At 54.9% G+C, this 24,710-nt stretch carries 23 protein-coding genes and 3 pseudogenes; 14 read left to right on the plus strand and 12 right to left on the minus strand.

The window, feature by feature from the left end:
• Nucleotides 1-67: 67 nt before the first annotated feature.
• On the minus strand, nucleotides 68-487 hold the full coding sequence (locus WOA58_RS16250; RefSeq protein WP_340605331.1) for an NfeD family protein: 420 nt from the start codon (nucleotides 485-487) through the stop codon (nucleotides 68-70).
• Nucleotides 484-921: a phosphate-starvation-inducible PsiE family protein gene (locus WOA58_RS16255; RefSeq protein WP_340605332.1), complete on the minus strand. Its 438-nt coding sequence runs from the start codon at nucleotides 919-921 to the stop codon at nucleotides 484-486. Before WOA58_RS16255 ends, WOA58_RS16250 begins: the two co-directional genes overlap by 4 nt.
• A gap of 176 nt (nucleotides 922-1,097) precedes the next feature.
• Between WOA58_RS16255 and WOA58_RS16260 the strand changes: the two genes are divergently transcribed.
• Both WOA58_RS16260 and WOA58_RS16265 read left to right on the plus strand, forming a co-directional pair.
• Nucleotides 1,098-1,838: a GNAT family N-acetyltransferase gene (locus tag WOA58_RS16260; RefSeq protein WP_340605333.1), complete on the plus strand. Its 741-nt coding sequence runs from the start codon at nucleotides 1,098-1,100 to the stop codon at nucleotides 1,836-1,838.
• A 224-nt stretch (nucleotides 1,839-2,062) separates the two neighbouring features.
• Complete coding sequence (locus WOA58_RS16265) at nucleotides 2,063-2,887, plus strand: IS5 family transposase (RefSeq protein WP_340605334.1); 825 nt, start codon at nucleotides 2,063-2,065, stop codon at nucleotides 2,885-2,887.
• A 109-nt stretch (nucleotides 2,888-2,996) separates the two neighbouring features.
• Here the strand turns inward: WOA58_RS16265 and WOA58_RS16270 are convergent, their stop codons facing one another.
• The gene (locus WOA58_RS16270; protein WP_340605335.1) at nucleotides 2,997-3,737 is read right to left on the minus strand and encodes a chlorite dismutase family protein; all 741 of its coding nucleotides are present in this window, start codon (nucleotides 3,735-3,737) and stop codon (nucleotides 2,997-2,999) included.
• 407 nt (nucleotides 3,738-4,144) lie between these two features.
• Here WOA58_RS16270 and WOA58_RS16275 point away from each other — a divergent pair, with 407 nt between their 5' ends.
• Together WOA58_RS16275 and WOA58_RS16280 are read left to right on the plus strand one after the other, a co-directional pair.
• Complete coding sequence (locus WOA58_RS16275) at nucleotides 4,145-4,543, plus strand: prolipoprotein diacylglyceryl transferase (RefSeq protein WP_340605336.1); 399 nt, start codon at nucleotides 4,145-4,147, stop codon at nucleotides 4,541-4,543.
• Nucleotides 4,544-5,362: 819 nt separating this feature from the next.
• A complete protein-coding gene (locus tag WOA58_RS16280; RefSeq protein WP_340605337.1) occupies nucleotides 5,363-5,953 on the plus strand; it encodes a formate/nitrite transporter family protein in 591 nt (196 codons plus the stop codon).
• Nucleotides 5,954-5,964: 11 nt separating this feature from the next.
• Here WOA58_RS16280 and WOA58_RS16285 read toward each other — a convergent pair whose 3' ends face one another.
• From WOA58_RS16285 to WOA58_RS16295, 3 genes are all read right to left on the minus strand, one after another.
• Complete coding sequence (locus WOA58_RS16285) at nucleotides 5,965-6,105, minus strand: hypothetical protein (RefSeq protein ID WP_340605338.1); 141 nt, start codon at nucleotides 6,103-6,105, stop codon at nucleotides 5,965-5,967.
• A 412-nt stretch (nucleotides 6,106-6,517) separates the two neighbouring features.
• Nucleotides 6,518-7,696, minus strand: coding sequence for a tryptophan--tRNA ligase (locus WOA58_RS16290; RefSeq protein WP_340605339.1), 1,179 nt, complete (start codon nucleotides 7,694-7,696; stop codon nucleotides 6,518-6,520).
• 232 nt (nucleotides 7,697-7,928) lie between these two features.
• A complete protein-coding gene (locus tag WOA58_RS16295; protein WP_340605340.1) occupies nucleotides 7,929-8,573 on the minus strand; it encodes an HAD family hydrolase in 645 nt (214 codons plus the stop codon).
• Between the two features lie 113 nt (nucleotides 8,574-8,686).
• Between WOA58_RS16295 and WOA58_RS16300 the strand changes: the two genes are divergently transcribed.
• Both WOA58_RS16300 and WOA58_RS16305 read left to right on the plus strand, forming a co-directional pair.
• The gene (locus WOA58_RS16300; RefSeq protein ID WP_340605341.1) at nucleotides 8,687-9,748 is read left to right on the plus strand and encodes a phosphotransferase family protein; all 1,062 of its coding nucleotides are present in this window, start codon (nucleotides 8,687-8,689) and stop codon (nucleotides 9,746-9,748) included.
• 952 nt (nucleotides 9,749-10,700) lie between these two features.
• Nucleotides 10,701-11,402, plus strand: a complete 702-nt coding sequence (locus WOA58_RS16305; protein WP_340605342.1) for a class I SAM-dependent methyltransferase — start codon at nucleotides 10,701-10,703, stop codon at nucleotides 11,400-11,402.
• A 130-nt stretch (nucleotides 11,403-11,532) separates the two neighbouring features.
• Here WOA58_RS16305 and WOA58_RS16310 read toward each other — a convergent pair whose 3' ends face one another.
• Nucleotides 11,533-11,991: a pyridoxamine 5'-phosphate oxidase family protein gene (locus tag WOA58_RS16310; RefSeq protein ID WP_340605343.1), complete on the minus strand. Its 459-nt coding sequence runs from the start codon at nucleotides 11,989-11,991 to the stop codon at nucleotides 11,533-11,535.
• A gap of 250 nt (nucleotides 11,992-12,241) precedes the next feature.
• Between WOA58_RS16310 and WOA58_RS16315 the strand changes: the two genes are divergently transcribed.
• Complete coding sequence (locus WOA58_RS16315; RefSeq protein WP_340605344.1) at nucleotides 12,242-13,603, plus strand: vanadium-dependent haloperoxidase; 1,362 nt, start codon at nucleotides 12,242-12,244, stop codon at nucleotides 13,601-13,603.
• Between the two features lie 193 nt (nucleotides 13,604-13,796).
• Here the strand turns inward: WOA58_RS16315 and WOA58_RS16320 are convergent, their stop codons facing one another.
• A complete protein-coding gene (locus WOA58_RS16320; RefSeq protein WP_340605345.1) occupies nucleotides 13,797-15,401 on the minus strand; it encodes a hypothetical protein in 1,605 nt (534 codons plus the stop codon).
• 60 nt (nucleotides 15,402-15,461) lie between these two features.
• Nucleotides 15,462-15,626: a hypothetical protein gene (locus WOA58_RS16325; RefSeq protein WP_340605376.1), complete on the minus strand. Its 165-nt coding sequence runs from the start codon at nucleotides 15,624-15,626 to the stop codon at nucleotides 15,462-15,464.
• 235 nt (nucleotides 15,627-15,861) lie between these two features.
• Here WOA58_RS16325 and WOA58_RS16330 point away from each other — a divergent pair, with 235 nt between their 5' ends.
• The 3 genes from WOA58_RS16330 (at nucleotide 15,862) to WOA58_RS16340 (ending at nucleotide 17,951) form a co-directional block, all read left to right on the plus strand.
• Complete coding sequence (locus WOA58_RS16330; protein WP_340605346.1) at nucleotides 15,862-16,374, plus strand: DUF7342 family protein; 513 nt, start codon at nucleotides 15,862-15,864, stop codon at nucleotides 16,372-16,374.
• A gap of 6 nt (nucleotides 16,375-16,380) precedes the next feature.
• The gene (locus tag WOA58_RS16335) at nucleotides 16,381-16,824 is read left to right on the plus strand and encodes a hypothetical protein (RefSeq protein WP_340605347.1); all 444 of its coding nucleotides are present in this window, start codon (nucleotides 16,381-16,383) and stop codon (nucleotides 16,822-16,824) included.
• Between the two features lie 359 nt (nucleotides 16,825-17,183).
• Nucleotides 17,184-17,951: a 2-keto-4-pentenoate hydratase gene (locus WOA58_RS16340; protein WP_340605348.1), complete on the plus strand. Its 768-nt coding sequence runs from the start codon at nucleotides 17,184-17,186 to the stop codon at nucleotides 17,949-17,951.
• A gap of 418 nt (nucleotides 17,952-18,369) precedes the next feature.
• Here WOA58_RS16340 and WOA58_RS19110 read toward each other — a convergent pair.
• Nucleotides 18,370-18,868, minus strand: a pseudogene (locus WOA58_RS19110) (small multi-drug export protein).
• A 259-nt stretch (nucleotides 18,869-19,127) separates the two neighbouring features.
• On the opposite strand from WOA58_RS19110, the gene WOA58_RS16355 reads away from it, so the two are divergent.
• From WOA58_RS16355 to WOA58_RS16370, 4 genes and pseudogenes are all read left to right on the plus strand, one after another.
• On the plus strand, nucleotides 19,128-19,310 hold the full coding sequence (locus WOA58_RS16355) for a hypothetical protein (RefSeq protein WP_340605351.1): 183 nt from the start codon (nucleotides 19,128-19,130) through the stop codon (nucleotides 19,308-19,310).
• Between the two features lie 564 nt (nucleotides 19,311-19,874).
• The gene (locus tag WOA58_RS16360; protein WP_340605352.1) at nucleotides 19,875-20,705 is read left to right on the plus strand and encodes a sulfite exporter TauE/SafE family protein; all 831 of its coding nucleotides are present in this window, start codon (nucleotides 19,875-19,877) and stop codon (nucleotides 20,703-20,705) included.
• 6 nt (nucleotides 20,706-20,711) lie between these two features.
• Nucleotides 20,712-23,129: a heavy metal translocating P-type ATPase gene (locus WOA58_RS16365; protein ID WP_340605353.1), complete on the plus strand. Its 2,418-nt coding sequence runs from the start codon at nucleotides 20,712-20,714 to the stop codon at nucleotides 23,127-23,129.
• A 243-nt stretch (nucleotides 23,130-23,372) separates the two neighbouring features.
• A pseudogene (locus WOA58_RS16370) lies at nucleotides 23,373-23,468 on the plus strand (PadR family transcriptional regulator); the annotation flags it as partial.
• Nucleotides 23,469-23,596: 128 nt separating this feature from the next.
• Here the strand turns inward: WOA58_RS16370 and WOA58_RS19210 are convergent.
• Nucleotides 23,597-23,869: pseudogene (locus WOA58_RS19210) on the minus strand (hypothetical protein); the annotation flags it as partial.
• A 289-nt stretch (nucleotides 23,870-24,158) separates the two neighbouring features.
• Nucleotides 24,159-24,599 carry a hypothetical protein gene (locus WOA58_RS16375; RefSeq protein ID WP_340605354.1) on the minus strand — a complete coding sequence of 147 codons (441 nt, stop codon included), beginning with the start codon at nucleotides 24,597-24,599 and terminating at the stop codon, nucleotides 24,159-24,161.
• Nucleotides 24,600-24,710: the final 111 nt, after the last annotated feature.

Raw genomic sequence — 24,710 nt, forward strand, 5'->3', positions numbered from 1 at the left:
TCGGGGTCTACCGCTCATACTTCGATTGACGGTCATGTTCGCGTTCGCCGTGGTCGTCGGTCCCGGTTCAGTTCCGTCGGAGCACGCGGTCGATCTCGTCCTCGCTCACACCAAGCGATTCGACCGTGACGATGTTGCCGCCGCCAGGGTCGACCACCATCACCTCCTCGCCCTCCTCGCTAGTACCGTCGATCGACCGTGCGGTGTAGTAGGGGCTAAAGCCGCCCCGTTCGAGCTTAATCTGCCCGCCATTGGGGGTGACGCGCTCGGTGACCCGGCCGGTACAGCCCTTGAGCGTGCTCGAATCGATCGTACGGCCCGCGCCCTTGCCGCCGTAGACATCGAGTTCGGGGTAGGCAAATAGCGAGAGTCCGCCCACGAACACCACGGTCACTGCCAGCGCGACCGCGAGGATACCACCCGAGACGAACGGGCCGAGTGCCAGTCCGACGAGGCCGGCGACGATCAGGGCGACCACGTGGGTCACGTGCCTCTGGAACGATACAATACCAATAGGATCACTGCAAGTCCCACGAGAATCAGCGTATAGGAACCGGCCGCCGTGAGCGCGGCAATCAAGCCAGGATAGTCACTCGTCCGGAACAAGATCGTCTTCCGAACCATGGCGATCACTCCTGCATATACTACTGTCGTTACGATCTCAATTCTGTCGGCTCCACCACTATACGCGATTATTGTCTGGTGGAGTTCCACGATAATGAGCAACAACAATACATGATCAAGCAGCATGATCACCGAGTCCGGCTGAAGGATCCGTCCAGTAAGAAATAACTGGATGATTCCTATACCAATATCAACGGCTCCCGCCGCGAACAGAATAACCAAGAGATAGGCGACGATGACCTCAATCCCTCGGATGAATCGCTCAGAAAGATCAATTGCATCACTCAGTGAGTTCAACGATGATCTCTCAAAACGGCTTATTCTGGGGGTGGGGAAGACGAAGAAACCACACTACTCATATATACCGATAATCGATAATTTCTCTCCTATTCAAGGGGAAGAGCCACGGCTCACCAACTGCGGCACACTGGAGGAAAGCGTGTGTTTTTCCGCGTTCAGGTACATACATCTGCATGGAGATTCGTCCGCTTGAGTCAGCAGATATCGAGTCGGTACGACGAATCGCTCGCGAATCGTTAGCGGCGTCATATTCCGTCCTTCGTGATGAGACAATCGAGACGGCTATTGAGGAGTGGTATGCGGCGGGTATATTCGATGAATACCTCGATAGTGACGAAATGGTGTTCCTTGTCGCAGCCGATGACGACGATGTCGTCGGGTTTTCCCAGAGCCACATTCTCGAAACGCTCGACAAAGGACGGATTCTGTGGCTGCACGTCGATCCCGAGCATCGGGGACAAGGCATCGCCACTGACCTCTTCAGTGCGACACGAGAACTGCTCACAGAGCGTGGCACCGAGCGTATTACAGGGTTGGTCTTGGCTGAGAACGAGGAGGGCAACCAGTTCTATACGACTCACGGATTCGAGAAGCTCTACGATCGGACGATAACTATCGCTGACAAAGCCCACGTCGAGAACGTATACGGTGAAGAAGGGACTGAACTCAGCGAATTAGAACCGCGGACCACGACCGATGACGAGCAGATATACGTCGACTTCGCCGAGAGTTCTCGGGGATCGGATGGGCCGTTCCACCCATCGTATGTAGAGCAAGACCGCAATCAGCTATACGGCTGGTTCTGTTCGAACTGTGAAACAACGAACAACGCCATGGATTCGATGGGTCATATCGAGTGCAACCAGTGTGGGAATCTCCGCAAGGCGACCCGCTGGGACGCTGCGTACCTGTAATCCATCACTGAGACAGATCAGTATCACATGGTGTTTCGCTCGGGCGTCGCATACTCTTGTGTCGGATACGTGATTAGTTTCGGGCGCTTTTTCAGGAGCTACAGCACCCCAACATGGTGTTTGTGGGTCTTATCTTGTTTTTGTATATGTTGGCCTTGTTTAGACGCTGGAGAGAAAGACTCACTCCGGCAAACTAACCACCACCAGAGCCGGAACCGAGTAGTGTGTCCTCTCGTCTCTCCCGTTTCACAGATCGTCTCGTAACGCTGGCACAACGCGCTGTCTCAGGTGATCCTGCGCCAGCAGTCAAGAAGGGTGACGGCGGCTACGCTGACTGGGTCATTATTGTGATCCACGGTCTCCGCGAATACCTCGACCTGCCATATCGACGACTCCTTGATGTCCTTCACGAGATGCCCGGTATCGTCGAGAAGATGAGTCTCAACGTCAGCCAACTGCCGGACTTTACGACCGTGTGCGTACGGAACCAGCAGCTCCAGATGACGATCTGGCGAACCCTGCTTCAGCTCTCTGCCGATCTTCACGATACCGGCGAGGTACAGGCTATCGACGCGACTGGCTTCGACCGGCACTCGGCCAGTCGTCACTACGCAAATCGGACAAACTACACCTTCAGATCGGTGAAGACGACTGCGTTAGTTGATTGTGAGACCGGTGCTGTGTTGGATGTCCATTGCTCAATGAAGCAACCGCACGACACGCAAGTCGGACGGCAAGTACTCACACGGAATCTCGACCAGCTTCAGACGGTCACTGCCGACAAAGGCTACGACTGGGACGCCCTTCGTCAGCGCCTACGGGAGGCAGATGTTCGCCCTGTGATCAAACATCGTGAGTTTGTGCCATTAGATGTAGCTCATAACGTTCGCCAAGATGACAATACCTATCATTACCGGTCTGCGGTCGAGGCGATCTTTTTCACTCTCAAACAACGGTATGGCGATACGCTCCGAGCACGAACGTGGTTCGGTCAGTTCCGCGAAATTGGGTTAAAATCCGTTGCTCGAAATATCGAGATTGTTATCTGATTCAGGACACGCTCCTCGCGTGTGATCCGTTTCTATCGGTCAATGTGGGTGACGAATATACTACACTAGCCGCTGGCCTACCAACCATTTACCAAGGGATTTGAATGTATCAAATGTCTTCAGATTGGAGAAGTTTATCGACAATAGTCTCGGACGATTCGATACGACCGATCAACGTAGGATTACCGTCGGAAACGTAGTGGTATTCGGGGATGGATTCCAAGTCTCTGTAGAGATCGATAAACGCGCTGAGGTCATTTGTCTCGAAATAGGTAATGTAGTCGTAATCGGTGAGACCGCTGGAATGGTAGAGCTGACGGCGGATACGATCGAGATAGGGAAGCGCCACTTCGATGTGATCTCGCATTTTCTCAATACGGTCAGAGTCGGGAAGATTCCACCACTCGGCGTTCTTATCTACTGGGATAATAATTGCGTAGTCTGGCGGTTCCGTTCCTTCGAAGGTGGCCGCCTTTTCGATCGCATCGAGATCAGGTGTTTGTGGGAGGTAGACGGCATCGCGGATAATCCCAATAAGCACATCGACGAGTTTCGAGTACCGTCCAAACGATGTGGCCTGAAACTCTCGGAGGACTTCCTGAGCAGTCGTCAAGTCGTGCGCATGGATACGGACAAGGTAGTCCACTCCGGGGGTAAGCCCACTCAGTAGATACGTATCAACAAGCACTTCTTCTGACCTGTTGCTATCTTCAAGGATGTTGCTAACTTCTTCAGTGAAGATCTCGACATCATCGTCGGCTGTTTGAGGCCGCTCAAGTGTATATGCTGCAAACAGTCCAACCACGCCATCCTCTTCAAGCATGTCCGACCCATGGCTAGTTATACCCATGTTTCGACAGGACGTAATCCGTCTTCATAAGGGTACATCCCTACTCCAGTGGCTATTGTCGTTCTGAGGCACCTATCGAAAGTGTCCATAATCTCAGCGATAGATTTACACGCCCACCTGACCGATTGTTCCATTCCGAATTTAATCTAAAGAGTGAGGGGAGCAGCCTCGTTCTACTGTATATCTACGTCTAAACAAGGCCGTATCAGTGTATAAAGAACGCTAAACCTTGTGCAACAATCGTTCCCTATGAAAGGCATTTGTTGCACAAGGTCGATCAGAGAAATTCATCCTAATCATACTTTTGCTAGTCACTATGTAGCCTTTTATCGCTATCAACCGGTGAGAATAACAGCTAACGAGACGACACGAATCCTTATTTGACCAGAGCAACAAATAAAAGGACGATGGGATTTTTCACGGAAATAGGCCGTCGAGTCAAGCGATTCAAACAAAAAACCGCGATAACAGCCGACGAGCAAGCTGATAACGGTGAGGAGATGAGCAAGGAGGCAACGGCCAAGAAAGGCCACCGAAGCGATGAATCACAACAGACATCAGATCTAGATACGGACGTGGACGATCCACGACGTACCACCAACAAAGGTCGTCTAGAAGCCGATACCTCCGAAGCAGCACTCGCCGATGAATCCGGCGAAGCAGTCGGTCCCGATCCCGAACAGGCCGAACCCGTCCAAACTGAGGGCACTGAACCCGAAGCCACCCCTGAAAAGGATACTTTGCATGGGGGAAGCGATTCCGTAAATACTGACAAAGCGGTCACAGACGACGGATCAGAAGGCTGAAACAGGTAAACCATTGTGTCCGTTGATGAAAACGATACACAAGCAAACAAGTAAAGGGAACGTCGAACAGCAAGGGCGGGAGGAAACACAAAATCAAAAGATAAACCAATCGTCGGATGATTCCACTCACAGAGAAGGACTAAACAGAGCGAGTAGCTGCTGATGACGCCGATCATAGTCCTCTTCGGTGGGCTGGTCGTGAGCGGTCTGTTCGCTCCCTGACGTGGCAGGCTATCGTCGTCACCGTCGCGATCGTGTTCGTCATCCGGCCGGTTGCTGGCCTGGTCGCGCTTTTCGGATTCGAATGGGAGTGGATTGATCGGCTAGCGATCTCCTTTTTGACGCTCGAGGGATCACCATGTTCTACTATCTCTACATTATTCTATCCCATACGAGAAGCTATCCAAATTTCGCAAAATAGTGATTAAAACTGTTGTCTTCACCCTTCACAGTACAGAGTAGATGATTACCCTTCAGCCACTTATACGAGTCCCCTGAACAATAATCCCGTTTGGGAGCTTGAACAAATACCTATACGTCTCACTACACTACACTCATCCAATGGCTCAATCGTCCTGCGTACGTGACGTTGAGGAACCGCCCGATCGGAAAGGAATGCTGTTTTGTCCATCCTGTGAACACGAAAGTCCCGTTGATGGTGATTGGGTTGTTCGAGAGCGTGTGACGAGCCTAGTGTATCGCTGTCCGAAATGTGAGAATCAAATCACCGAACGTGAGTGTCATCACCCAATTTACCCTGCCGTTCGGCTGTGGTCAAGATGGGTTCGCGCGGTGGCTACTACCGTCTCCCTTTACTGAATGAGTCAGGACAACGAACCCGTCGACAATGAGACCGAAGAATCAGTCCGTGAGGCGGTCGAACACTCGCGTAGCGGGGCGCCAGCTACCGGCGCGGCGATCCGCGATCGGTCTCTGCCGACGAGATCTACCAGCGCGTTATCGCGAGCGCAGCCGAGGAGGCCGACGTCACTCCCCGCGAGCTCGTGTTCAGCGGACTCGCCGCAGGTTTGCCATTGCGCTCACCTTCATGGTCCACGCCGTGTTCACGGCCCAGTACGGCAGCGAAGGGGGACTCGCAGACGAACTCCTTACCAGCTTTACACCGAGAACACGCTGCCACCCGTTGCGCTCGTCCTTGAACGGCTCGCAAGTGTTCCACGCCTGTTGCGCATCTGGATTGTCGTGTTCTTAGCTAACGCCGTGGGCGCGGGGATCGGCGCGTACGTGCTGGCGAACACGGGTGTCCTCTCGCTAGGAGCTGTTGAAGCCGCGTCCACCTTCGGTACCGAGGACCTTGAAACGTCGTGGTGGGACCTGTTCTATCAGGGCGTATTCGCCGCCTTCATCGTCGCCGGCGTCCTCGGTGGCGAGTGCTTTGTCACCCAATGAGAGGAGGGCCATTAGCTTCTCGCCTTTCTGAGGGCGCTCAGCATTTCCGCTTCGTTGTCAAAGTCGGCCGTGTCAACAGCATGAAGCTGCTCTATGATCTCGCGAAGGCTGAGGCCGTTCTTCCCGGCGTGCATTATGTCCCGCCCGGTCATGCACTTGCTCGCAAGCTGCTCGGTGTCGTCTTCACTTTCTGACCTAATAGGATGGCCCGTGGCGAGAAAATAGGTGACAGCCGCGTGACTCCGCTCTTCTCGCGTGTACTATTCCAGATTGGAATTTGAAGTGTCAGAAAAATAATCTCTGCCGTAATGAGCCCCGATATAACATACCCCTCATCAAAATAGCCTCATTCGGCGATTGCACCGAAGAGGACTGGACCAGTTGCGCCCAGGACGGAGGCTGTGGTTCAAATTGACCCCAAGCCTGATCCCTGTAACTCATCTGAGAATATATTTGCTAAATACGATTGGGTAACTGCTCCAGAGCCAAGCATCGAACTCACAAGCGCGGTGGCAACGATCAAGAGCCAGAGCCCATCAATAAAAGGCAAACACAGACCTCTGTTTAGACGATCAAATCCTCAGGGTATCCTGCTCGTTGACGCGCTGTCTGACGTTCGTCCTCGGTTAGCCGGTAGGGCCGTAGCTCCTCGTCTAGCGAACCGAGTGCAGCACGTCGTTCCTGATGTCCTTCAAGAAAATCGGCTATTTTCGTCGCTGCGATCTCTTTGAGCTCACCGCTCAACAGCGTGCCATCACGATACTCACGCGCAAGTTGCTCGACTCGCTCGTCGCTTTCCTCAAAGAAGTAGTACAGAAACTGATAGGAGGCGTCAATCTCTGGGTCCCCACCATGCTCTCGATGAGCTTCAACACTCGACTGGCCACCGGAGTACGCGTAGGTCCGGACCTTCTCAAAGATAGTCTCACGGCCATCCGAAAGCAGGATACTCGGTGCGTCACTCGAGGAACTCATTTTCCCTGGACCGTCGAGACTCGGCAGAAACTTCGAGAGCAATGCCCCCGGCTTTGTAACGTCGTAGCGTTGCTTGGCTGCAATGTCCCGACAGAGACGGACATGCGGGTCCTGATCGACTGCAATCGGAACTACCGTCGAATGTGCCCCCTCGACTAGTTGTGGTAAGAGAAGATGCGCTGCTTGTATCGCCGGATAGAACGAGAGTCCGATGTTCTCCGGGGTTCCATAGGTTGCATTCACTGTCGATTGGGTTACTTCGGTTGCAAACGCCGCCGCGAGTGGATAGACGACGTCCGCATCCGCCGTGTCGATAATGATGCGTGTCCGATCCGGATCGAACCCGACAGCTAGTATCTCACGGAGGTTCTCCCGAGTGTATGTGCTGATCTCAGCTATTGATTTGTCCTTCGCGAAGTACTTCTCGTCGTCGGACAGCGGGATATAGACGAGCGCCCCGGTCTGGTCTTGAAGATACTTTGCGAAGTAAAACGGGGCAATATGGCCGATATGCATCGGTCCCGAGGGACCACGCCCCGTCACGATAGAGTGTGTCTGGCCGGTGGTTGCGGCCTCAAGAAATGGATCTACATCCCGCTGTGCGTAGAACACCTTTCGACGGACAAGTGGGTGAACGGGCTTCGGGAACTGTACGATCTGCTCGTCGGTCAGTCGGTCAGCGCCGAACTGTTCGAGCAGGCGGTCATAATCGATCTCGCCTTTGACGGCGTACGGTGTTACGGTGAAGTCGTCTGGGTCTGCTGGCATTTGTAGTGGTGGGTGATGTTGTCACTCTGGAAGCGATGCAATCAGGAAAGCGAGTGAGCACCGACAGCGAATCCCCCGAGTGAAGCTCGGGTGACCCTATACTGCGATACTATCCACTTCCCGGAAGGCACGCCAGCGCCAGCAGATGGCTTGGGAAGTGGCCATTTCACTTGTTATGAGGAACGCACTCTATTAGACTGTTGTGCTGTCCAATGAGGACATGCAAGCAATACTAGCTAGGCGATGATCCTGAGCAGACATCTTTCTGGTCCAATACGTGTGGTATTTCATCGAACTGCTGTACGCTGGGGACGTCATCAGACGTTTCGTCTCCAAAAAGAATTCCATACCACCCACATTCGATTGCTGGACGGACATCGCGATCAAGATCGTCGGCTACAAACACGTACTCGTTTGCTGGAAGACGGCGCTCTGCAATGCGATAGATGTTTGTCTCCGGCTTTCGCACACCAACCTCACCGGACACAATAACCGAATCAAAGTAATCTGTTAGCTCAGTAGCGTGGAGCTTACCGCGCTGTGCACGGCTAACTCCGTTCGTAAGAACACCAAGCGAACACGTTCCCGAAAGAGACTCCAAGAGAGTGTGCGCCCCTGTCCTCGCGGATACATTCTCAATCTCCTTCGCAACAAGCATCTCGCTAAACGCAGTAGGGTCGACATCAACTGACGTCCGTGCGATCGCTGTCGCAAAGGGATCATCGACCGTCCCGAGAACATCAAAGAAAACCTCACCATATTCGCTTTCGCTGTGGGGTATGACACCGAGCTCGCGGAGTGTTGCATCGTAGATCTCCGTGAACGAGCTGTCGTACTCGATGAGCGTGCCATCAAGATCGAAATAAATTGTGGTCATCAGTTCCGTCCCTATCTACGGTTTGGTTTCAACTGTCACATATAGCTTCGGGCAAACATTGCCACTCACAATGATACCCCAACCATTCTAAAAGACGGGTCAGAAACTGATGTATGGACGACATTCCTGAAGCGAGAGAGATTTCCGAGTCAACCTTGGAGGAAATGCTTCAAACAGTCAATCTAGCCTGGAAACTTCAAAAAGCAACTCCAGCTGAGGACGGCTTTTGTTCAACCTACCAAGTTACCGTCAGTAGCAACGGCACGACTCGCAAACGATATGTGAAGGCCTCCCCCGATGGACAGCCATACTCGATTCCAACCGAAGCTCGCCTCCAAGCGACGCTCAACACCCAGACTACAATCCCCGTTCCGAACGTTCTCGGGATCACCGATGACCACGAAACCCTCCCGACACCGTACTTCATCATGGAAGCACTCACCGGTGAGGCCGTCGCCTACGAACGGATCGGTCAGCTCGAAGACGAAGCGCTTCGGCGACTCGCTCGAGAACTGGGAGAATACTTGGCCGAATTGCACTCCATCCCAGTCCTCGAGAACTTCGGCCACGTTCGCCACGACGGGCCTGCACTAACTGGCGACCGACCCAGTGGTGATCCAGAGATACTGACCGTCGACGATCCCTATACCGACTGGCCAACATGCCTGCAGGCATACGCGACGCGTGAGCTCGATCGACACGCTGAGTCGAGCTTCTCGGAACTTACACCCCAGTTGCGCCACTGGGTCGAAGCAAGCATCGAAGACCTACAGGGACCGTTCGAGCCTGTCTTGGGCCGCAACGACCACGGACTACACAATCTCCTGATTGACCCCGCGACGGGCGAGATCACTGCCATGCTTGATTGGGGATATACATTGGCTGTACCAGCGACGTTTGATTTCGAATTCGCGGTCTATCTCTTCAGCGGGACGTTCTTAGCGGGTCTTCCCGACGTCTCGGATCGACGCCCCCTAGTTCGAGAGGCGATGCTAGATGGATATCGAACAGTAGCGCCGGATCGTGCCAACGTACTCGTAACTCCAGAACCACTCTACGAGGCGTTGGCAATGACCCGTATTATGAACGACTTCCATCACTTGGACATTCCTGAGGAGTCTGAGCCAACCGTGATAGCCCGCATTAGCAATGATCTGCGAGCCCTTCTTGACTGAGACACTGTACTCGAGGGTGCTTGGTATCGAACTCACTGTACAAATGCCGTAGTAGTTCTTTCCAGGCAGCTCGATGCTACGATACCTATTGGTAAGTCTAATGTTCATTCAACTTGTTTGGCTAATGCCATCATGTCTCAAGGTAGTTTTATAGCCAATGACTATACAGTCATGAGCGGATACATGACCATGCTCGGACCATCCGCGGACTTCAATCGACGCTAGGTCCGGTCACGGTCGGGCACTCTCCCCGACGGCCGGATTCACGCGTTGATGTCATCAATGCACGCACCATCCGGCCGCGTTTTCGACGGTTCATCGCGCCACTCTCTCCTCTGTCCCGTATAGTGGGGAGCGTCTGGCGTGAACTCCAATGGCACAACGCAGTCACCACTGTAGAGACGGTGCTAACCTGCCGTCTGTGGCTGATCACGTCTGTCTGGGCGGTCGGTACCTGAACACAGCAAGCGCTCGGGACTCGGAGAGACATCTCTCCGTCGTACTCGAGCAGTACCAAAACTCAATGCAACGACCCCGGACGCAAGCCGAACTGGAACATGAACAACAACGCCAGCGCGAACGCATTGCGCGCCAGCCCTCAGTACTCACTGTAACAGTGGCTGTTGTCGGCGTAGCCACCGTGTTGTATGCCACCTTCGGTATTTTGGCCGTCGTAGTGGTAGCTAGTGTGGGTGCTGCTGGTGTTTACGCCGTCTTGTAGAGCATCCATCCGTGTTCTAACGTTTTGCACTGCATCCATTCAACGCAGGCGACTCCCACTCGTTTTTGACTATAGAATGTAAAATTAGTAATGTTGAGATCTAATATGTGATTATTACGAACAGGCGACTGTCTTGGTGTGATTTGTACACGGTATAAACTAGTACTGACTACGTGATTCGGTACCGGCGTTCATTATGGATTTATGATAATTAATACTGTGTCACAGAGCGTGACGAAACAAGATCCATTTGGTCGGGCAATCCGCGATCATTACCAAGGGAAGAGAGAAGAGCCATTGATTGACCGTGATGGCGATGAAACACGTGAACACTCCATCGAAGAGTGGTACTTCGGCGAACATGATCCAGAAGCATGGCGTGATTCATGGATAGAAGGACCGGTTTTGGATATGGGGGCAGGAGCAGGGAGAGATGCGCTCTACTACCAAGAGCAGTTCGAGACGACTGCCATCGAAGTCAGTACACATCTCGTGAAAACGATGCGCGACCGAGGGGTGCGTGACGCGCGATTAGTCAACATGTTCGAACTCCGTGATCATTTCTCTCGTGATCGATTCCAGTCAGCACACTCAATTGGGACGCAGATCGGACTGGCTGGATCAATGGCTGGTGTTCGCCAATTTCTCGGCGATCTTGCCGTTGTGACCACTCCTGACGCAACTGCTGTTCTCGATAACTATGCGCCAGAGAAAGAATTAACGAAGGATGTCTTTGCCATCCGTAATGACCCTACACCCGGATTTGCATACCGAGTCTACCACGAGGAATATAAAGAGCAAATAGGTGAAGCGCTGTTATTCCGTATCTTTAGCGTGAACCGGCTCCGGGAAGCCACAATCGGGACACCATGGGAGGTAACTACAGTCAAGTACAGTGATGTTCAGTGGAAGGCGATACTGGAAAAATCATGATGCCACCATCATATCTACCGATCTTCTGGAGATATAGTAACTAAAAGCACATCGATAAGTCAGTGGTTCGAATATTAAAGGTACGCTGGAAATAATTCTCGTCTAAGTGTAGTTATAGAAAATAGCTGTATTAGTCATCTCCCCCTGCTGGAGCTGGATATGACTGATCACGGGCAACGACCGTTTCCGGTTCAAACCTGATGAGTCGGTAATCTTCTGTATCGAATTCGATGAACATTTCGGGCCATTCGCCCCTATCGTCGCCTAGATATTTCTGGAATAGACGTCCCGCTCGATCCTCGTCGTATGGTTCGAGGACCGCGTTTCCGCGCATCCCAACGTGTTCAACGCGTCCTGTACTTGAATCGAAATCAACGATAGCGATCGCGCTTCGAGGATACTGATTTACGCGACCAGGGTACGACCGTTCACTCAATCGCGCGACGTTCCAGATCATCTCCTCCTCCCACAGGAACCACAGCGGCGAGAGACGAGGGCCATTCCCGGATTGTTGAGCGAAAAAGCAAAAGAGTGGCTGGTTGAGGAACGTCTCCAACTCGTCTCCAAGGGTATTCTCAACGAGCTCCATAGCCCGTATTTCTTTTCAGATTTAAAAATTTAGGTGACTCCCGTAGTATCCTGATGCAAGTCAACCAATCGAGAGATTACTGTTCGGTGAGTAGCTGGTCGGTTAGATCCAATGTAGGACAATGGAGCCATCATGTTGTAGTCATGCTCCCTATTCAGAAATCATGGCTTGTCGGAGTATATGAAAAGGGTTAGGCGTCACACAAATTATAGTACGTAGAGCCCATTACTCTAGCTACCATAGAGTACCCATGAACAACAAACGGCGTCTTTTTAGCTCAGTAGCGATCGCTGGTGTAACGACCGGTCTGGTCAACAGATACGAGACCGAAATTCGATCCATCGTCGCCAAATTGCGCTCGAACACAGAGAGCTACCAACAACATCCTGTAGATGATCTCCCCGGTGATATCGTCGTTGATTGGAACGAACGCCTCATCAACGCACTCCGCGAGGACGAAGCCGATGTAGAAACAGTCGTTCGCACCGGAGCCATCCTCAACCTAGCCATCTACGATGCAGTCAATGGTATCAATACGGCGAGGGCAACGACAGCCAGTGCCGATCACTATTACGTTGATCCAGCTACAGCCGACCCACCAACGAAGGCTTCACGCCTTGCAGCAGCGAGTGCTGTTGCTCATCGATCACTCTCCGAGCTCTTCGATCACACTACTAACTCGATCGATACATCGGTCGCAAAAGACCTCGCAAAGAGCGAAGACGACGGGTCTGTAAAGGCCGGAATCGAATGGGGGTGCTCTGTTGCAGACGACTATCTCGAGCTCCACACAAGTGGAACCGATCATTTCAAGTATGACTATGAACCCTCAGACGGACCGGGGAAGTTCGATACGGAATGGGGATCACCAGAGCTCGCTTTCATCGATCCATGGTCGCTGAAACGTCGACAGCAGTTTCGTCCATCTGGGCCACCCGGGCTTGAGAGTCCGCGCTATGCCGAGTCCTGGTATGAGATCTACAAGCTCGGCGAGGAGGCCGACGACCAACCACAGGCCAGTCTCGATATTGCGGAGTTCTGGCGTGGGTCAGCAAAAACAGCTCGTCCACCAGGACGATGGAACATGATTGCACAAACCGTTGCCCACGAACACGAGCTATCGCTGTCGGAGAACGCACGGTTATTCGCTCTCCTGAGTCTCGCGTTAGCGGACAGCGCCATTGCGACGTGGGAAGCCAAACTCCACTATGATACGTGGCGGCCCTACAGTGCGATCAAGAACGCAAACACCGAGGACAATGCCGATACATTTGCCAACGAGGACTGGAAACCGAATGCAAAAGGGGGCTCACCGGAGTACCCCTCTGGGTTAGCAGCAATGGGTGCTGCCGGAAAGACCATCCTTGAGGCGTTCTTCGGCGACGATCAATCCTTTGAGCTTGAGGTCAGGTCGGGTCTCACTGCTGATGAGTTAGAGGATCAAGAACACTCCTTCGAGAGCTTCGAGGACGCCCTACAAGAGTCGATAACGGGACGGATCTATCTCGGCAATCATTTTCGGTTCACGCTCAAGGATAGTGCCGAATTGGGGACTGAGATTGGTCACTGGGTACTTGATACAGAACTGCAACTGCCTGCAGATCAGCCGTGATTTGAGGCAATGTCCGATACTACAGACGAGATGATCGGCCGTGTCGTTCGCACGGTCGGATACAATACGGGCGATGGCGTCTCCAAGGCGATCAGTGCTACCAGGAAATCGAACAGCGCTTCGACCAGGGCGGGGGCGGAGCTTGAGGAGGACAACGTCAGCCGGACGTTCCAGTAGACCACTCGGATACTTTTCAACTAACCGTCGCCGCCCGAAACAGGGTCGTTGAGTGGCGATACGTCACGAGACTTGCTCCAAGAATGACGGCCGCGACAGCACAGACGAGGCCAGCCCTCGCTGCAAACGTTGGTGTCGATCCCGAGAGTGAACCGAGCACAGTCGGCGCATAGACGGCGACAAGACCGACGGCGCCGGCAGTACCGACTGCTCCCGCGTGGCCAACTATCGCTCCGAAACTCGGCGTGATCACCTCGTTTTTCGTCGTGGCGATCGGCTCGAATCGAGGGAGTGTAATTCCGACCATAGGGGCGACGGCTGCACTGAAGACACAGAGCGAAGCGACGAGGATCGCGAGAAGCATCGTCGTCCCCGGCTCAAACCGGCCGACGACACCCCCAAAGACGATGCTCATGAGCGCGACAGCCGCCCACGGCAGTCCGGCGAGAACCCGCGCGCGGACGAACCGCTCGCCGTCGGGTATCGAAAGCACTGCCGGGAGTGCTTTTCGCTCATCGCCTAGCGGGTTCAGCCCAAAAGTCGCGCCGGCAAAGAAGATCCCGAACACTGGTAGGACGACCGCGGCCAACGAGGGGATCCGAGAGGGATCGGAGATACTGTCGAATACAAGCCAGAACAACGGGAACGAGTAGTACAGCAGATGCGTAAAGCGCGATGGGGCGCGCAGTCCTCTGAGCCAATACCACCAAGCCAACCAGCCGGTCGACCCACGAGTGAGTCGAGCGGGCGGCGTGCGCGCACTGGTCCGTCCGATGACGCTTCCTTTCGACCCACCGAACCAGAGTGCTCGCGCGAGTCGGTGATCGAGGGTAAACAACAGCGGGATCGAACCGAAGACGATCGCGACGGCCACCGCCGTATCGAGTCCGAACGACGCTTCCAACGGCGTTCCCAGTGCGAACAGATCGACATAGGCGGCGATGGGGATGACTGTAAGCATGGAAGCAAGATCGAGCGAGAAGCCAAGCCTTTCACCTCCGCCGACTACCAAAATCGGTGCCAAGCCGACAAGTGCGCCGATAACTAGTCCTGCCAGCGTCTGAAGCCACCCGAATCCGCTGATCCGGCTGCTGAGGGTTTTCGCAGCGATGCCGGTGACGTGACCGAGCAGGACGACGAACACCAGAACGGGGAGCGAAACGAGGACGACGATGGGAACGAGTGTCGGCGCGCCGGCTCCAAGAGCGAAGCCGACAGAGACGACAAGAACGAACGATCCAAAGAAGAAGGTTTGACGAGCGAACTCCGTACATAGAAGCCCGAGCAGTACGGTTCGTGGCGTAACGGTCGTAAAGAGTAGCTCTTCGTTGTCGATCCGGACTCGGCTTTCGACAGCTTGAATCGCGATCAGTCCACTGAGAAATAACATCCAACCGACTAGTTGACCACCTATCGAATCGGTGAGCACGAACGTCTCATCCCCTGAAAAGGATCCGAGCAGGTAGCCAATTCCGCCGAGAAGCAGCGTCCAGCCGGCGAATAAACATAGTCCGAGCCCGACTCCGACGAGCGTCCAGCGATCGACTGCTGAGCGCCAACCCCGCCGGAGCTCGGTTCGGGCGATCCGGATGGCATGACGAAACTCCTGCCGGAGAGCCATGCTCCGCTATCGATAGGCGGGACTAATCAATTACACGATCAGTATGGAAGAAAACAATCCTTACTCCAGACGTTCTGCGGTCTCGCGCTCGACCAGCGCGCCGGCGTTGGCCTCTGGCAGCGTCACCACGTCGTCGGTCGCCAGCTCGTACTTGCGGTCGTCGACGCTGACGGTCTCGCCCGCGCGCTCTTTCCGAAGACGAGACGATAAAAATTTATTTGGCATCGTCGGCAGGCAATTATTTGCAGGAACCTACGCTATCTCTCCCGCGAGCTCGAGGAATGGAATGCCGTCCTCTCGGGACGGAAAGCTTGCAACCTTCGCGTCAGCAGCTCCAGTAAGCTCGTATCGAGAGAGTTCGCCTACTACAGCCTTTCCGCCAACATCTGTGTTCAACTGTGGGTAGAGAATATATTTCCAAGTCAGTAGATATATGTTTCAGCAGCGTGTGAACATGAGTATGTCCACTGATTCCGGCCATACTCACTCTTCGATGACGCGTGGAGAACGAGTACGTGCGGCCGCACGGACACTTCGAACGCCCCGCACTGCCAGTTGGGTCGCAAACGAGACAGACGCCTCGGTGAAAACAGCACAAAAATACCTCGAGCAGCTCGTCGAGGACAACGTTCTTCGGAAAATCGAGCAAGGTGACCAGACTCTCTACTGTGTCGATCAGCTCATGGCGACCTATCGCGAAGTCGCAACACTCCAGCGTGAACATGACCGCGAAGAACTCACCACTTCACTTGAATCAATGCGCACACAAATCACCGAGTGGAAGACCTCGTATAACGTCGAAACACCAGGCGAACTCCGAGCAAGCATCGCCGATCTTGATGACCCAGACGAGATCGAAACACGACGAGAAATAGCCAGTAAATGGGAGCATTTCGCCGACCGGATTCCAATCGTCCGGGCAGCACTCAACGAATATGACTGGGCCGCTGAACGCGACGCACTCCCCGTCTAGGATTCGATGGGTCTGCCAGGAACGACCGACAGTTCGGTCTACCAGGGATTGAAAGACGTCTTGCAACGATATCCTGTAGTCACAACAGTCACCTATAAGCCAGATAGCATTATCAGAGAATCCCTCCGTGCGCAGATCGACCCCAACCTGATTGTGCCACCAACCGGCCCACAATCCCCGACATTCGACATTGAATGGCGATTTGTCGAAAATGAACCGTATTACCGCATCCACTACGCCGATTCGAACACCGGATTTAATTGTGGCTGGCATCGCGACGACGACCATCCTGAATTAGGACCAGTCCATTTCCAGTATCACGACCCACTGAGAGATGAACAGCACTACGAATGTGCCCGGTTCAAAAAGACGGTTCCAACCGAGATCCTCTGGGCCGCTCTTGATCGACTCTTTGAACACCGGATCCCGACTCTCACAGGGGAACTCTAACGACGGTACTTGCCGTTTCCCTTAGAGCTGCTGTTCGAAGAATTCGGTCAGCTTGTCCACAGCTAAATTGACGTACTCGTCCTTGTCGTAGAGGTCACTGTACGTCGCGCCGTCGATCGTGAGAGCTTGGGGTTTTCACCGGCCACTTTGACCGTGTCCTGTGTCCTCACTATAGTAGAGCGTGACTGTCTCGGTGCCAGCGATTATCAGCAGGAGTCGTGGAGCGATCTTGTCGACGCCGATAGAGGAAGCGAGCTGCTCGAATATCGAATAGGTCGGCGCTGCGGGCCACTCAACCCAGCGACGACAGGGATCCTTTAGACCCCAACCTAGTAAACGATGCCAATCGAACTACACTCATGTCCGGTGATTCCGACGCGTTAGGCGAGCAGCTCTATCGAGCGTACCGAGATGCCGAGCCGATCGACTCGACAACACTCCCGTCAAAACTAACGATTGAGGAGGGATACGCGGCCCAAGAAGCGTTCCTAGAACGCCGGATCTCTAACGAGGGGGAGCCGATTGGGTACAAAATCGGCTTCACGAGCGAGGCTGTCCAAGCTGATGTAGGTGTCGATGCCCCGTCATTCGGACGTGTTCTTACCGATACTGTTCGAGAAGATCGGCGCTTCGACACAGAAGCACGAATCGAGCCGAGAATTGAGCCGGAAGTCGCCTTTCTGATGGGGGATGATTTGTCTCCACCGGTGAACCGCCTTGACGTGATTAGTGCAACCGAGTTACTCGTGCCAGTCATTGAGATAGTTGACAGCCGAATTCGTGATTGGGACGTTACAGGACCAACGGCTATCGCCGACAATTCACTCGCGGCCCAGCTCCTCATCGGCGATCGAACATCAGCCAGTGATGTAAATCTCGTCTGTGAAGGTGTGGAGGTGCTGATCGACGGTATCCGTCGGACAACGGGCACCGGCGCAGCGGTACTCGGCCATCCAGCTGACGCCGTCGCCTGGCTCGCAGAGACACTCCCCGACCATAACGAGACGCTCAGAGCGGGAGATATCGTCACAACGGGTTCGATCACCGAACCAATACCCATCGAAGCTGGTGAAACAGCTGTTGTTCGCTTCTCATCGCTCGGCTCCGTCGTCGCCCACGCCGAATAATCCGTAAATAGAAGCCGAGACAGAGCGAATCAGCCGCTGTAATCAGCATGCCTTCGGTTGAGATGGGTGTCTCATCGTTCACGATCCGATGAACTACGCAGTCGGTGATCGATACATGGTTGCAGCACTCTTTGGTGAGGATCGAGCACTGCGACTCTCTGACTACCCGCGACTCCTTACTGAGCTCCGTGACCGGAATCCAGGTGGGTTCGATCTCCGGACTGTCGAGAAAGCGTACTACCAGCAGTATTGAGATACATACGATGTCGGCCGCTGGTGAGGAGTGTCTCCGTTGACTAGGACTAACAGAGGGTAGCCGCTCCTCAAAGGAAGTCACCTTGTGCAACGATAATAAGATGAGATATAGATGGTGATAACTGTCTACTCTGTACTTGCCGAGATCTGCGCTGTAAGGCAACTACGACAACCCGAGAACGGAGAGGCCGGCCACCGAGCCAGCGACAAGCGCGACCGTCCAGGCGCCGAGTCCGACCGTCAGCCAGATGACGACGCGGTGTGGACGGCCATCGACCGTGATCGCGATCAGCGCCGCGAGGTGGATCCCCGCCAGTATCGGACCGATGAAGGAAAATCCGACGAGTCCGTACCGCTCCCACACGCGACGCGCGGCCGGCTCGGCCGCTTGAGTGTGTCCCGTCGTTTCCAGACCGCTGACGCCACCAGCCGACGAGCCGGTGCTGAAAGCCGATGATCAGCCCGACAGCGGTGACGCTGCCAGCGAATGCGGCGAATCCCGTCGCGACGGGATCCAGTCCGAGTCCGATCCCGACCGGGATCACGACGAATGGTTCGACCACCGGAACCATCGCGAGCAGGAAAACGAGGACGTACCGAAAGACGCCCCCCGTCTCCTCAAGTACGCCTACGACGTCGACGAACGCTATTACCTGTGACATAGTGATCCCCTCGAGCGCAATCGATCGACAGCGGACCGAAATCGCGGGCTTTGATACAGGCGGAATATACGCAACCGGGGAAGATGTCAATTCCGATTCGGATCTCGGCAGGTCGAGAACCCGCTGTCAACGGTCAAGCCATGGCTGCTGATCAACGGGCCGATTTCCAAGCGTACTACCACTCGATCACTGCCACGTCCGGCACTACCAAACCAGAGCCTCCGAGAGTTTATCCCAGAAGACGGGCCCACCCAAGCGTATGCCTGCCGGAACCCCCGACGAATGGCTGTTCGAAGACTGGCAACTGATCACCCGCGCACTCACCGCAGCAACACACGAGGACTGTCAGTGCTACGAGTGTGATACGATTGATGCCCTGCTCGGTGATATCGCTCACTACTGGGACTTCGATGAGAACGAACTGGCCCAACTACTGCACTGACATCGAACCGCCGGGAAGCTGTCGGAGGCACCTCCCCAATCAGGTCTATTGCCGCTCAGCAATAATCTGATACTCCACATCGAACCATCCCCTAATAATGGAGGACATCCCCTAGTCGGCTCCGAAGCTCTCTTCCCCCGGTAAGGAGGTCCAAATCTACCTGGATCCAGCTGACCCGGACGCTCACACCCATGGCACGGTCTGCAAAGTCGTTGACGTCTTAGCCAACGATCTCGACATTCAAACGGATCGTCCGATGGATGCCTACTCCTACAGAGTATCATTATCAGGAGAAACGGAACGATGCTAGCTGAATTCAATCACTACAGTGTTTTATGATCTCTTCGTTCGACGGACAAACCAGAACACGCGAAAGAGGCCAGTCCGATATCTCGCTAGATGCCCGACACTCGTCGTCGATTGGTTGTTCAGTCTGTGTCCAACAGCCAGTTCCGTTACCCTTATTGGCGCGCATGATCTACCTCGAATCATTGCCTGTAGAAAGAGGCGTAGTCCAGACAGATTACGCGATTGCCGTCCAAAATCCATCGGTACGTCCCAACAATGAGCATCGATATACTTCATCTCATAACCGTCAGTGGCGTCCCGATCTACACCGATCTAGTCGTCTTTTTTCTCATTGGTCTCCTAGGCGGCGCCCACTGTATCGGGATGTGTGGCCCACTCGTGACGACTTACTCGAAGGGGATGGCGAGCACGGAGGGCGTGCTCACCTCCCACGAGGTACGACAACACGGGCTGTTCAACGTCGGGCGGGCGGTAAGCTACGCGCTGATCGGGGGACTGTTCGGGCTGTTCGGGTCGGTCCTGTACGGGACGGTCTCGATCGTCGGCCTGCTACAGCCGCTCCAGGCGGTCCTCGGGGTCGTAATCGGAGCGCTGATCATCGCCGCCGGACTCACCCGCCTGTTCGGCTACCGGCAGGGATCGGTCGAACATGCGACCTCGAAGCTCGGCGTGAGTGCTCTGTTCGGACGAGTGTACGCTCTTCTCACGAGCCGGATCAATCAGTGGGTCAACACACCCGGAATCGTCGGGTTGGGGGCCCTCCACGGCCTGTTGCCCTGTATGTTACTCTATCCAGCATACCTGTACGTATTCGCACACGGAAGCGCAGTTTACGGAATTGTTGCTCTGGGCGCCCTCGGCATTGGGACGATTCCCTCAGTGTTCCTCTATGGCACTGTTATCGGTTCGATCGGCCTTGATGAGCGTCTAATCCTTAATCGGGCGCTCGGCATCGGGTTTGTGATTCTTGGATATATCCCGCTTGCACACGGGTTCGCACTGCTCGGCGTTCCCGCTCCGATGTTCGATCTCCCGTTCTACCAGCCGTTCAGCGAGTACCTCCCGGGCGGCCACAACCACCACTGATCAACCATGACCTGTACACTCTGTGAACTGCCGACGGGCGAACAGCCGATAACCGACAGTGACGTCGACGGCGAGTTCTGCTGTCGGGGCTGTCTCGAGGTCTATCGGACGCTCGGCGATATCGACGTTGAAGAGCTCGACGCGACGGATCTTGCGGGCGACCCCGCCGTCGACCCCGACCTCGGCGAGACCACCTACCTCTCGGTCGACGGGATGCACTGCAAAACCTGCGAGCTGTTCATCGACGAGATCGCGGCCGACATCGAGGGCGTCTACGACGCCCAGTCGAGCTACGCGACCGAGATGGTCCGCATCCAGTACGACCCCGAGACGCTGAGCGAGGACGATCTCGTCGACGAGGTCAGCGGGCTCGGTTACCGGGCCTCGCGCCCGACGGAGGAGGACGAGGGTGCACGGAGCCGCTTCGAGTTCGGAAAGTACCGCTCGGTGATCGCACTGCTGGTCATGATGCCGGTCATGGTGCCGTACATCCTGTTCATTTATCCGACCTATCTGGGGATCTATCCCGAGGAGTTCCTCTACAACTCAACGCTCGGGGCGATGGTGTACGCGCCGCTGTTCGTCTGGAGCACGCTCATCATCGCCGGCCTCGGCTATCCGATGCTCCGGGGCGCCTACGTGAGTCTCAAGGTAGGCCAGCCCAACATGGACGTGCTAATAGCCCTCGCGGTGCTCGCGGCCTACGGCTACTCGGCTGCGGCGTTTGCCATGGGCCAGCGTGACCTCTACTTCGACGTCGCGGTGATGATCCTCGTGGTCATCACCGTCGGCAACCACATCGAGTCGAGCGTTAAACGCAGCGCGCTGGGAAACCACTCGGATCTCACCAAGTCCCGGATCACGACCGCCCGCAAGCTCCTCGAGGACGGCTCAACCGAGTCGGTCGACGTCGGCAGCTGTACGACCGGCGATCGCGTGCTCGTCAGGCCAGGCGAGCGGATCCCGGTCGACGGATCGGTGGTCGACGGGACGGCCGCGGTCGACGAGGCGCTGATGACCGGCGAGTCAATTCCTCAGCCGAAATCGTCCGGTGACGACGTCCTCGGGGGATCGGTCGTCACCGACAGCGCGCTGGTCATCGAGGTCGGCGACGACGCTGAGAGCACGCTCGACCGGCTCGTTGAGCTGCTATGGAACGTCAAGAGCTCCGACTCGGGGATGCAGCGGCTTGCCGACCGGTTCGCGGTGATCTTCGTCCCGCTGGTCGTCACGATATCGCTGCTGACGGCTGCGCTTTGGATCTCGCTCGGGCTTCCGGTCGGCAGCGCGGTCCTGATCGGGGTGTCCGTGCTGGTGATTTCCTGTCCGTGCTCGCTGGGGATCGCAACGCCGCTCGCGCTTGCCGCGGGGACCAACGAGGCCTCCGAGCGCCAGATCCTGCTCCCGAACTCGAACGTCCTAGAGCGGGTCACCGACTCGGAGGTCGTCGTCTTCGACAAGACGGGAACGCTCACGACCGGCGAGATGAGCGTCGAACGGACGATCCCGGCCACCGGCGAGGACGTGACGGAGGTACTCTCGCGAGCGGCGGCGATCGAGGGCCGATCGAGTCACCCCGTCGGCGAGGCAATCGCCGCGGCGGGCGGGGCTACGGATGCGACCGTCGAAGGCTTTGAGCGCGAGGCCCGGGGCGTCTCCGCGACCGTCGACGGGACGCCCGTGACGGTCGGCCACCCGACAGTTTTCGAGACCGACTGGGAGATCCCCGAATCGGTCACGGAAGCCATCGAGGGTGCTTTTGAGGCCGATACTCACCCGACAGTCGTTGGTTGGGACGGTGTCGCCCGAGGCGTGATCACGATCCGAGACACCCCGCGGGAGGGCTGGGAGTCGGTCGTCTCCGAGCTCGCCTCTGAGGGCCGGGAGATCGTCGTCCTGACGGGCGATGATGAACGCATGGCCAGGCGTTTCTCCGACCACCCCGATGTTGATGATGTCTTCGCAGGCGTTCGCCCCGAGTCCAAGGAGGCAATCGTCGGTCGACTTAGGTCCGAGGGGACCACGACGATGATCGGTGATGGGACGAATGACGCACCCGCGCTCGCAAGCGCGGACCTCGGTATCGCGCTAGCGAGCGGGACGGAAGTCGCGATGGATGCCGCCGACGCGGTCGTAATGAACGACGACCTCTCGGCGATCCCCGAGATTTTCGAAATCGCCCGCTCGACACAGAAACGGATTCGACAGAACATCGCATGGGCGATCGGGTACAACCTGATCGCGGTCCCGCTGGCGGTGCTTGGCTACATCAATCCGCTGATCGCTGCCGTCATCATGGCGATCAGCAGCCTCATCGTGGTCGCGAACTCGGGGCGACGTTCACTGCCGTGGTTCGGATCAAACGCGGATACAGGCACTGAAACGTCATCAATGGGAAATACCATTAACGACGCCCCTTCGTAAGGTAGCGTCTCCTCTGTATACCTGTCTCTATACTCCCTGAATTGTGATAATAATTTCAGAATTCAGAAAATTGACTAACGGAACATCCGAGGTTTGATGGACTGCACTCATCTATGTGGACCGAGACCATAATTTATATGTCTCTACGGAGAACGACCCGCTTCGATCCGTTTTGACCACTGGACCACCGGTCTTGGCTCCTCTGGCGAATATATTAAATGAGTCTATAGTATTATATCTTCTATACAGGACATGACTGGGTTCCAGCGTGATCTGTTGTATACGATCGTCGGTCTTGATGGCCCGAACGGACAGCGAATAAAAAGAGCTCTCGAAGAGTAATCCTCTATAGGGTCGTCCTCGAAACCCAAGACCTCTCGATTAAGATGCACCCGTGGGATCTCCGTCCGCCAATTGAACCACTGCCACCCATCGAATCCGATCCGAAGAGAGAGGCAATGGAACGGTTAGGGTGATTGGGATCGACAGCTCGTCTCACGGACGGAGGTGACGCGGTAAAGAAGCGATTCAAGCTGAGACCGCTCAGTGGCCCACCAGTCTGTAGAATGGTGGTACTCTGCAAGAACAGTCTCTATCGCTCTGAATTCGGTATCAGTAAACGAAACTGCCCCAGAATAAAGTGTAGTGAAGGCCCGAAATACAGCAGCCGGTAGAGGCGCGCTAGTCGAATCGGAAAAACCTCGCTCAAGCCGATGAAACAATACGTGATGGAGCGTCCACTGCTCGGCTCGTCACAACGATAGGGATTGTTTCTTCTCGGATGAGGATGACATTCCTACACTACTAGCTATCTATCCGGAGTGCCATAATAAGACTCTTGGTAGCAGTACACATATCGATCCCCTCAAAATCCCGGGCAATTCACGAGAACAACAAATCAGTGCCAACAGAGTCACTATCTTTTGACTTTTGGACTAGCAGTCATCGCACAATGATAGAGATAGAGACAGCCTGATTCCTCAGACACTACAGTCGTGAGTTGATGTCTGCAGTCCCTGGTAGATCCCATCAAGTGCTGGTTTCCGATTCATTATCCACCGTCGGAGCCATCGGAAGCTCACCACCGACCTCGATCACCCACAGCTCAATTTCAGTAGCGATCAGTTCAACGGCAGCGGCATCAGTAGGATCAAGCGTATAACCTTCCGTATCGAGGATACTCGTCAGTATATGGTCCCCACAGAGCGTATTTTCGACCCATCGCGCAACGTCCGGATTCGTTGTGTAAAGATGTGCGATGACTGCCTGATCGAACTCGGATTCGGAATCGACCCTATCAGCTGGATTGGTACTCATGGATTCTGGAGTCTCCTGTGAGTTTTTTGCAAGGATAAAAGGCTGATTCTTACTATTGGCGTAATCTATCAGAGGGTCTGGGCAAGCCGGGCGATCGACAAGATGCAGAGAATTTGTAGATGGATCAACGTAATGCTCGTGAGTCGACCGCATGAACGAAACTGCTGACTGCAATAGAATTAACTCGTTTCACCCAGAACCGACCGTTCATCAGTTATGGATTCGTTTCGTCAATGATATCATTATCCTAAAAGCACGCAAATC

The organism is Halalkalicoccus tibetensis (assembly GCF_037996645.1).
Taxonomy (GTDB): Archaea; Halobacteriota; Halobacteria; order Halobacteriales; family Halalkalicoccaceae; genus Halalkalicoccus; species Halalkalicoccus tibetensis.

Excerpts from the sequence above, each read along its gene's own strand:
- WOA58_RS16260 (WP_340605333.1), top strand. The coding sequence starts at position 1,098 with ATGGAGATTCGTCCGCTTGAGTCAGCAGATATCGAGTCGGTACGACGA.
- WOA58_RS16270 (WP_340605335.1), bottom strand. The coding sequence starts at position 3,737 with ATGGGTATAACTAGCCATGGGTCGGACATGCTTGAAGAGGATGGCGTG.
- WOA58_RS16275 (WP_340605336.1), top strand. The coding sequence starts at position 4,145 with ATGGGATTTTTCACGGAAATAGGCCGTCGAGTCAAGCGATTCAAACAA.
- WOA58_RS16280 (WP_340605337.1), top strand. The coding sequence starts at position 5,363 with ATGAGTCAGGACAACGAACCCGTCGACAATGAGACCGAAGAATCAGTC.
- WOA58_RS16285 (WP_340605338.1), bottom strand. The coding sequence starts at position 6,105 with ATGACCGGGCGGGACATAATGCACGCCGGGAAGAACGGCCTCAGCCTT.
- WOA58_RS16290 (WP_340605339.1), bottom strand. The coding sequence starts at position 7,696 with ATGCCAGCAGACCCAGACGACTTCACCGTAACACCGTACGCCGTCAAA.
- WOA58_RS16295 (WP_340605340.1), bottom strand. The coding sequence starts at position 8,573 with ATGACCACAATTTATTTCGATCTTGATGGCACGCTCATCGAGTACGAC.
- WOA58_RS16300 (WP_340605341.1), top strand. The coding sequence starts at position 8,687 with ATGGACGACATTCCTGAAGCGAGAGAGATTTCCGAGTCAACCTTGGAG.
- WOA58_RS16310 (WP_340605343.1), bottom strand. The coding sequence starts at position 11,991 with ATGGAGCTCGTTGAGAATACCCTTGGAGACGAGTTGGAGACGTTCCTC.
- WOA58_RS16315 (WP_340605344.1), top strand. The coding sequence starts at position 12,242 with ATGAACAACAAACGGCGTCTTTTTAGCTCAGTAGCGATCGCTGGTGTA.
- WOA58_RS16320 (WP_340605345.1), bottom strand. The coding sequence starts at position 15,401 with ATGGCTCTCCGGCAGGAGTTTCGTCATGCCATCCGGATCGCCCGAACC.
- WOA58_RS16325 (WP_340605376.1), bottom strand. The coding sequence starts at position 15,626 with ATGCCAAATAAATTTTTATCGTCTCGTCTTCGGAAAGAGCGCGCGGGC.
- WOA58_RS16330 (WP_340605346.1), top strand. The coding sequence starts at position 15,862 with ATGTCCACTGATTCCGGCCATACTCACTCTTCGATGACGCGTGGAGAA.
- WOA58_RS16335 (WP_340605347.1), top strand. The coding sequence starts at position 16,381 with ATGGGTCTGCCAGGAACGACCGACAGTTCGGTCTACCAGGGATTGAAA.
- WOA58_RS16340 (WP_340605348.1), top strand. The coding sequence starts at position 17,184 with ATGTCCGGTGATTCCGACGCGTTAGGCGAGCAGCTCTATCGAGCGTAC.
- WOA58_RS16355 (WP_340605351.1), top strand. The coding sequence starts at position 19,128 with ATGCCTGCCGGAACCCCCGACGAATGGCTGTTCGAAGACTGGCAACTG.
- WOA58_RS16360 (WP_340605352.1), top strand. The coding sequence starts at position 19,875 with ATGAGCATCGATATACTTCATCTCATAACCGTCAGTGGCGTCCCGATC.
- WOA58_RS16365 (WP_340605353.1), top strand. The coding sequence starts at position 20,712 with ATGACCTGTACACTCTGTGAACTGCCGACGGGCGAACAGCCGATAACC.
- WOA58_RS16375 (WP_340605354.1), bottom strand. The coding sequence starts at position 24,599 with ATGCGGTCGACTCACGAGCATTACGTTGATCCATCTACAAATTCTCTG.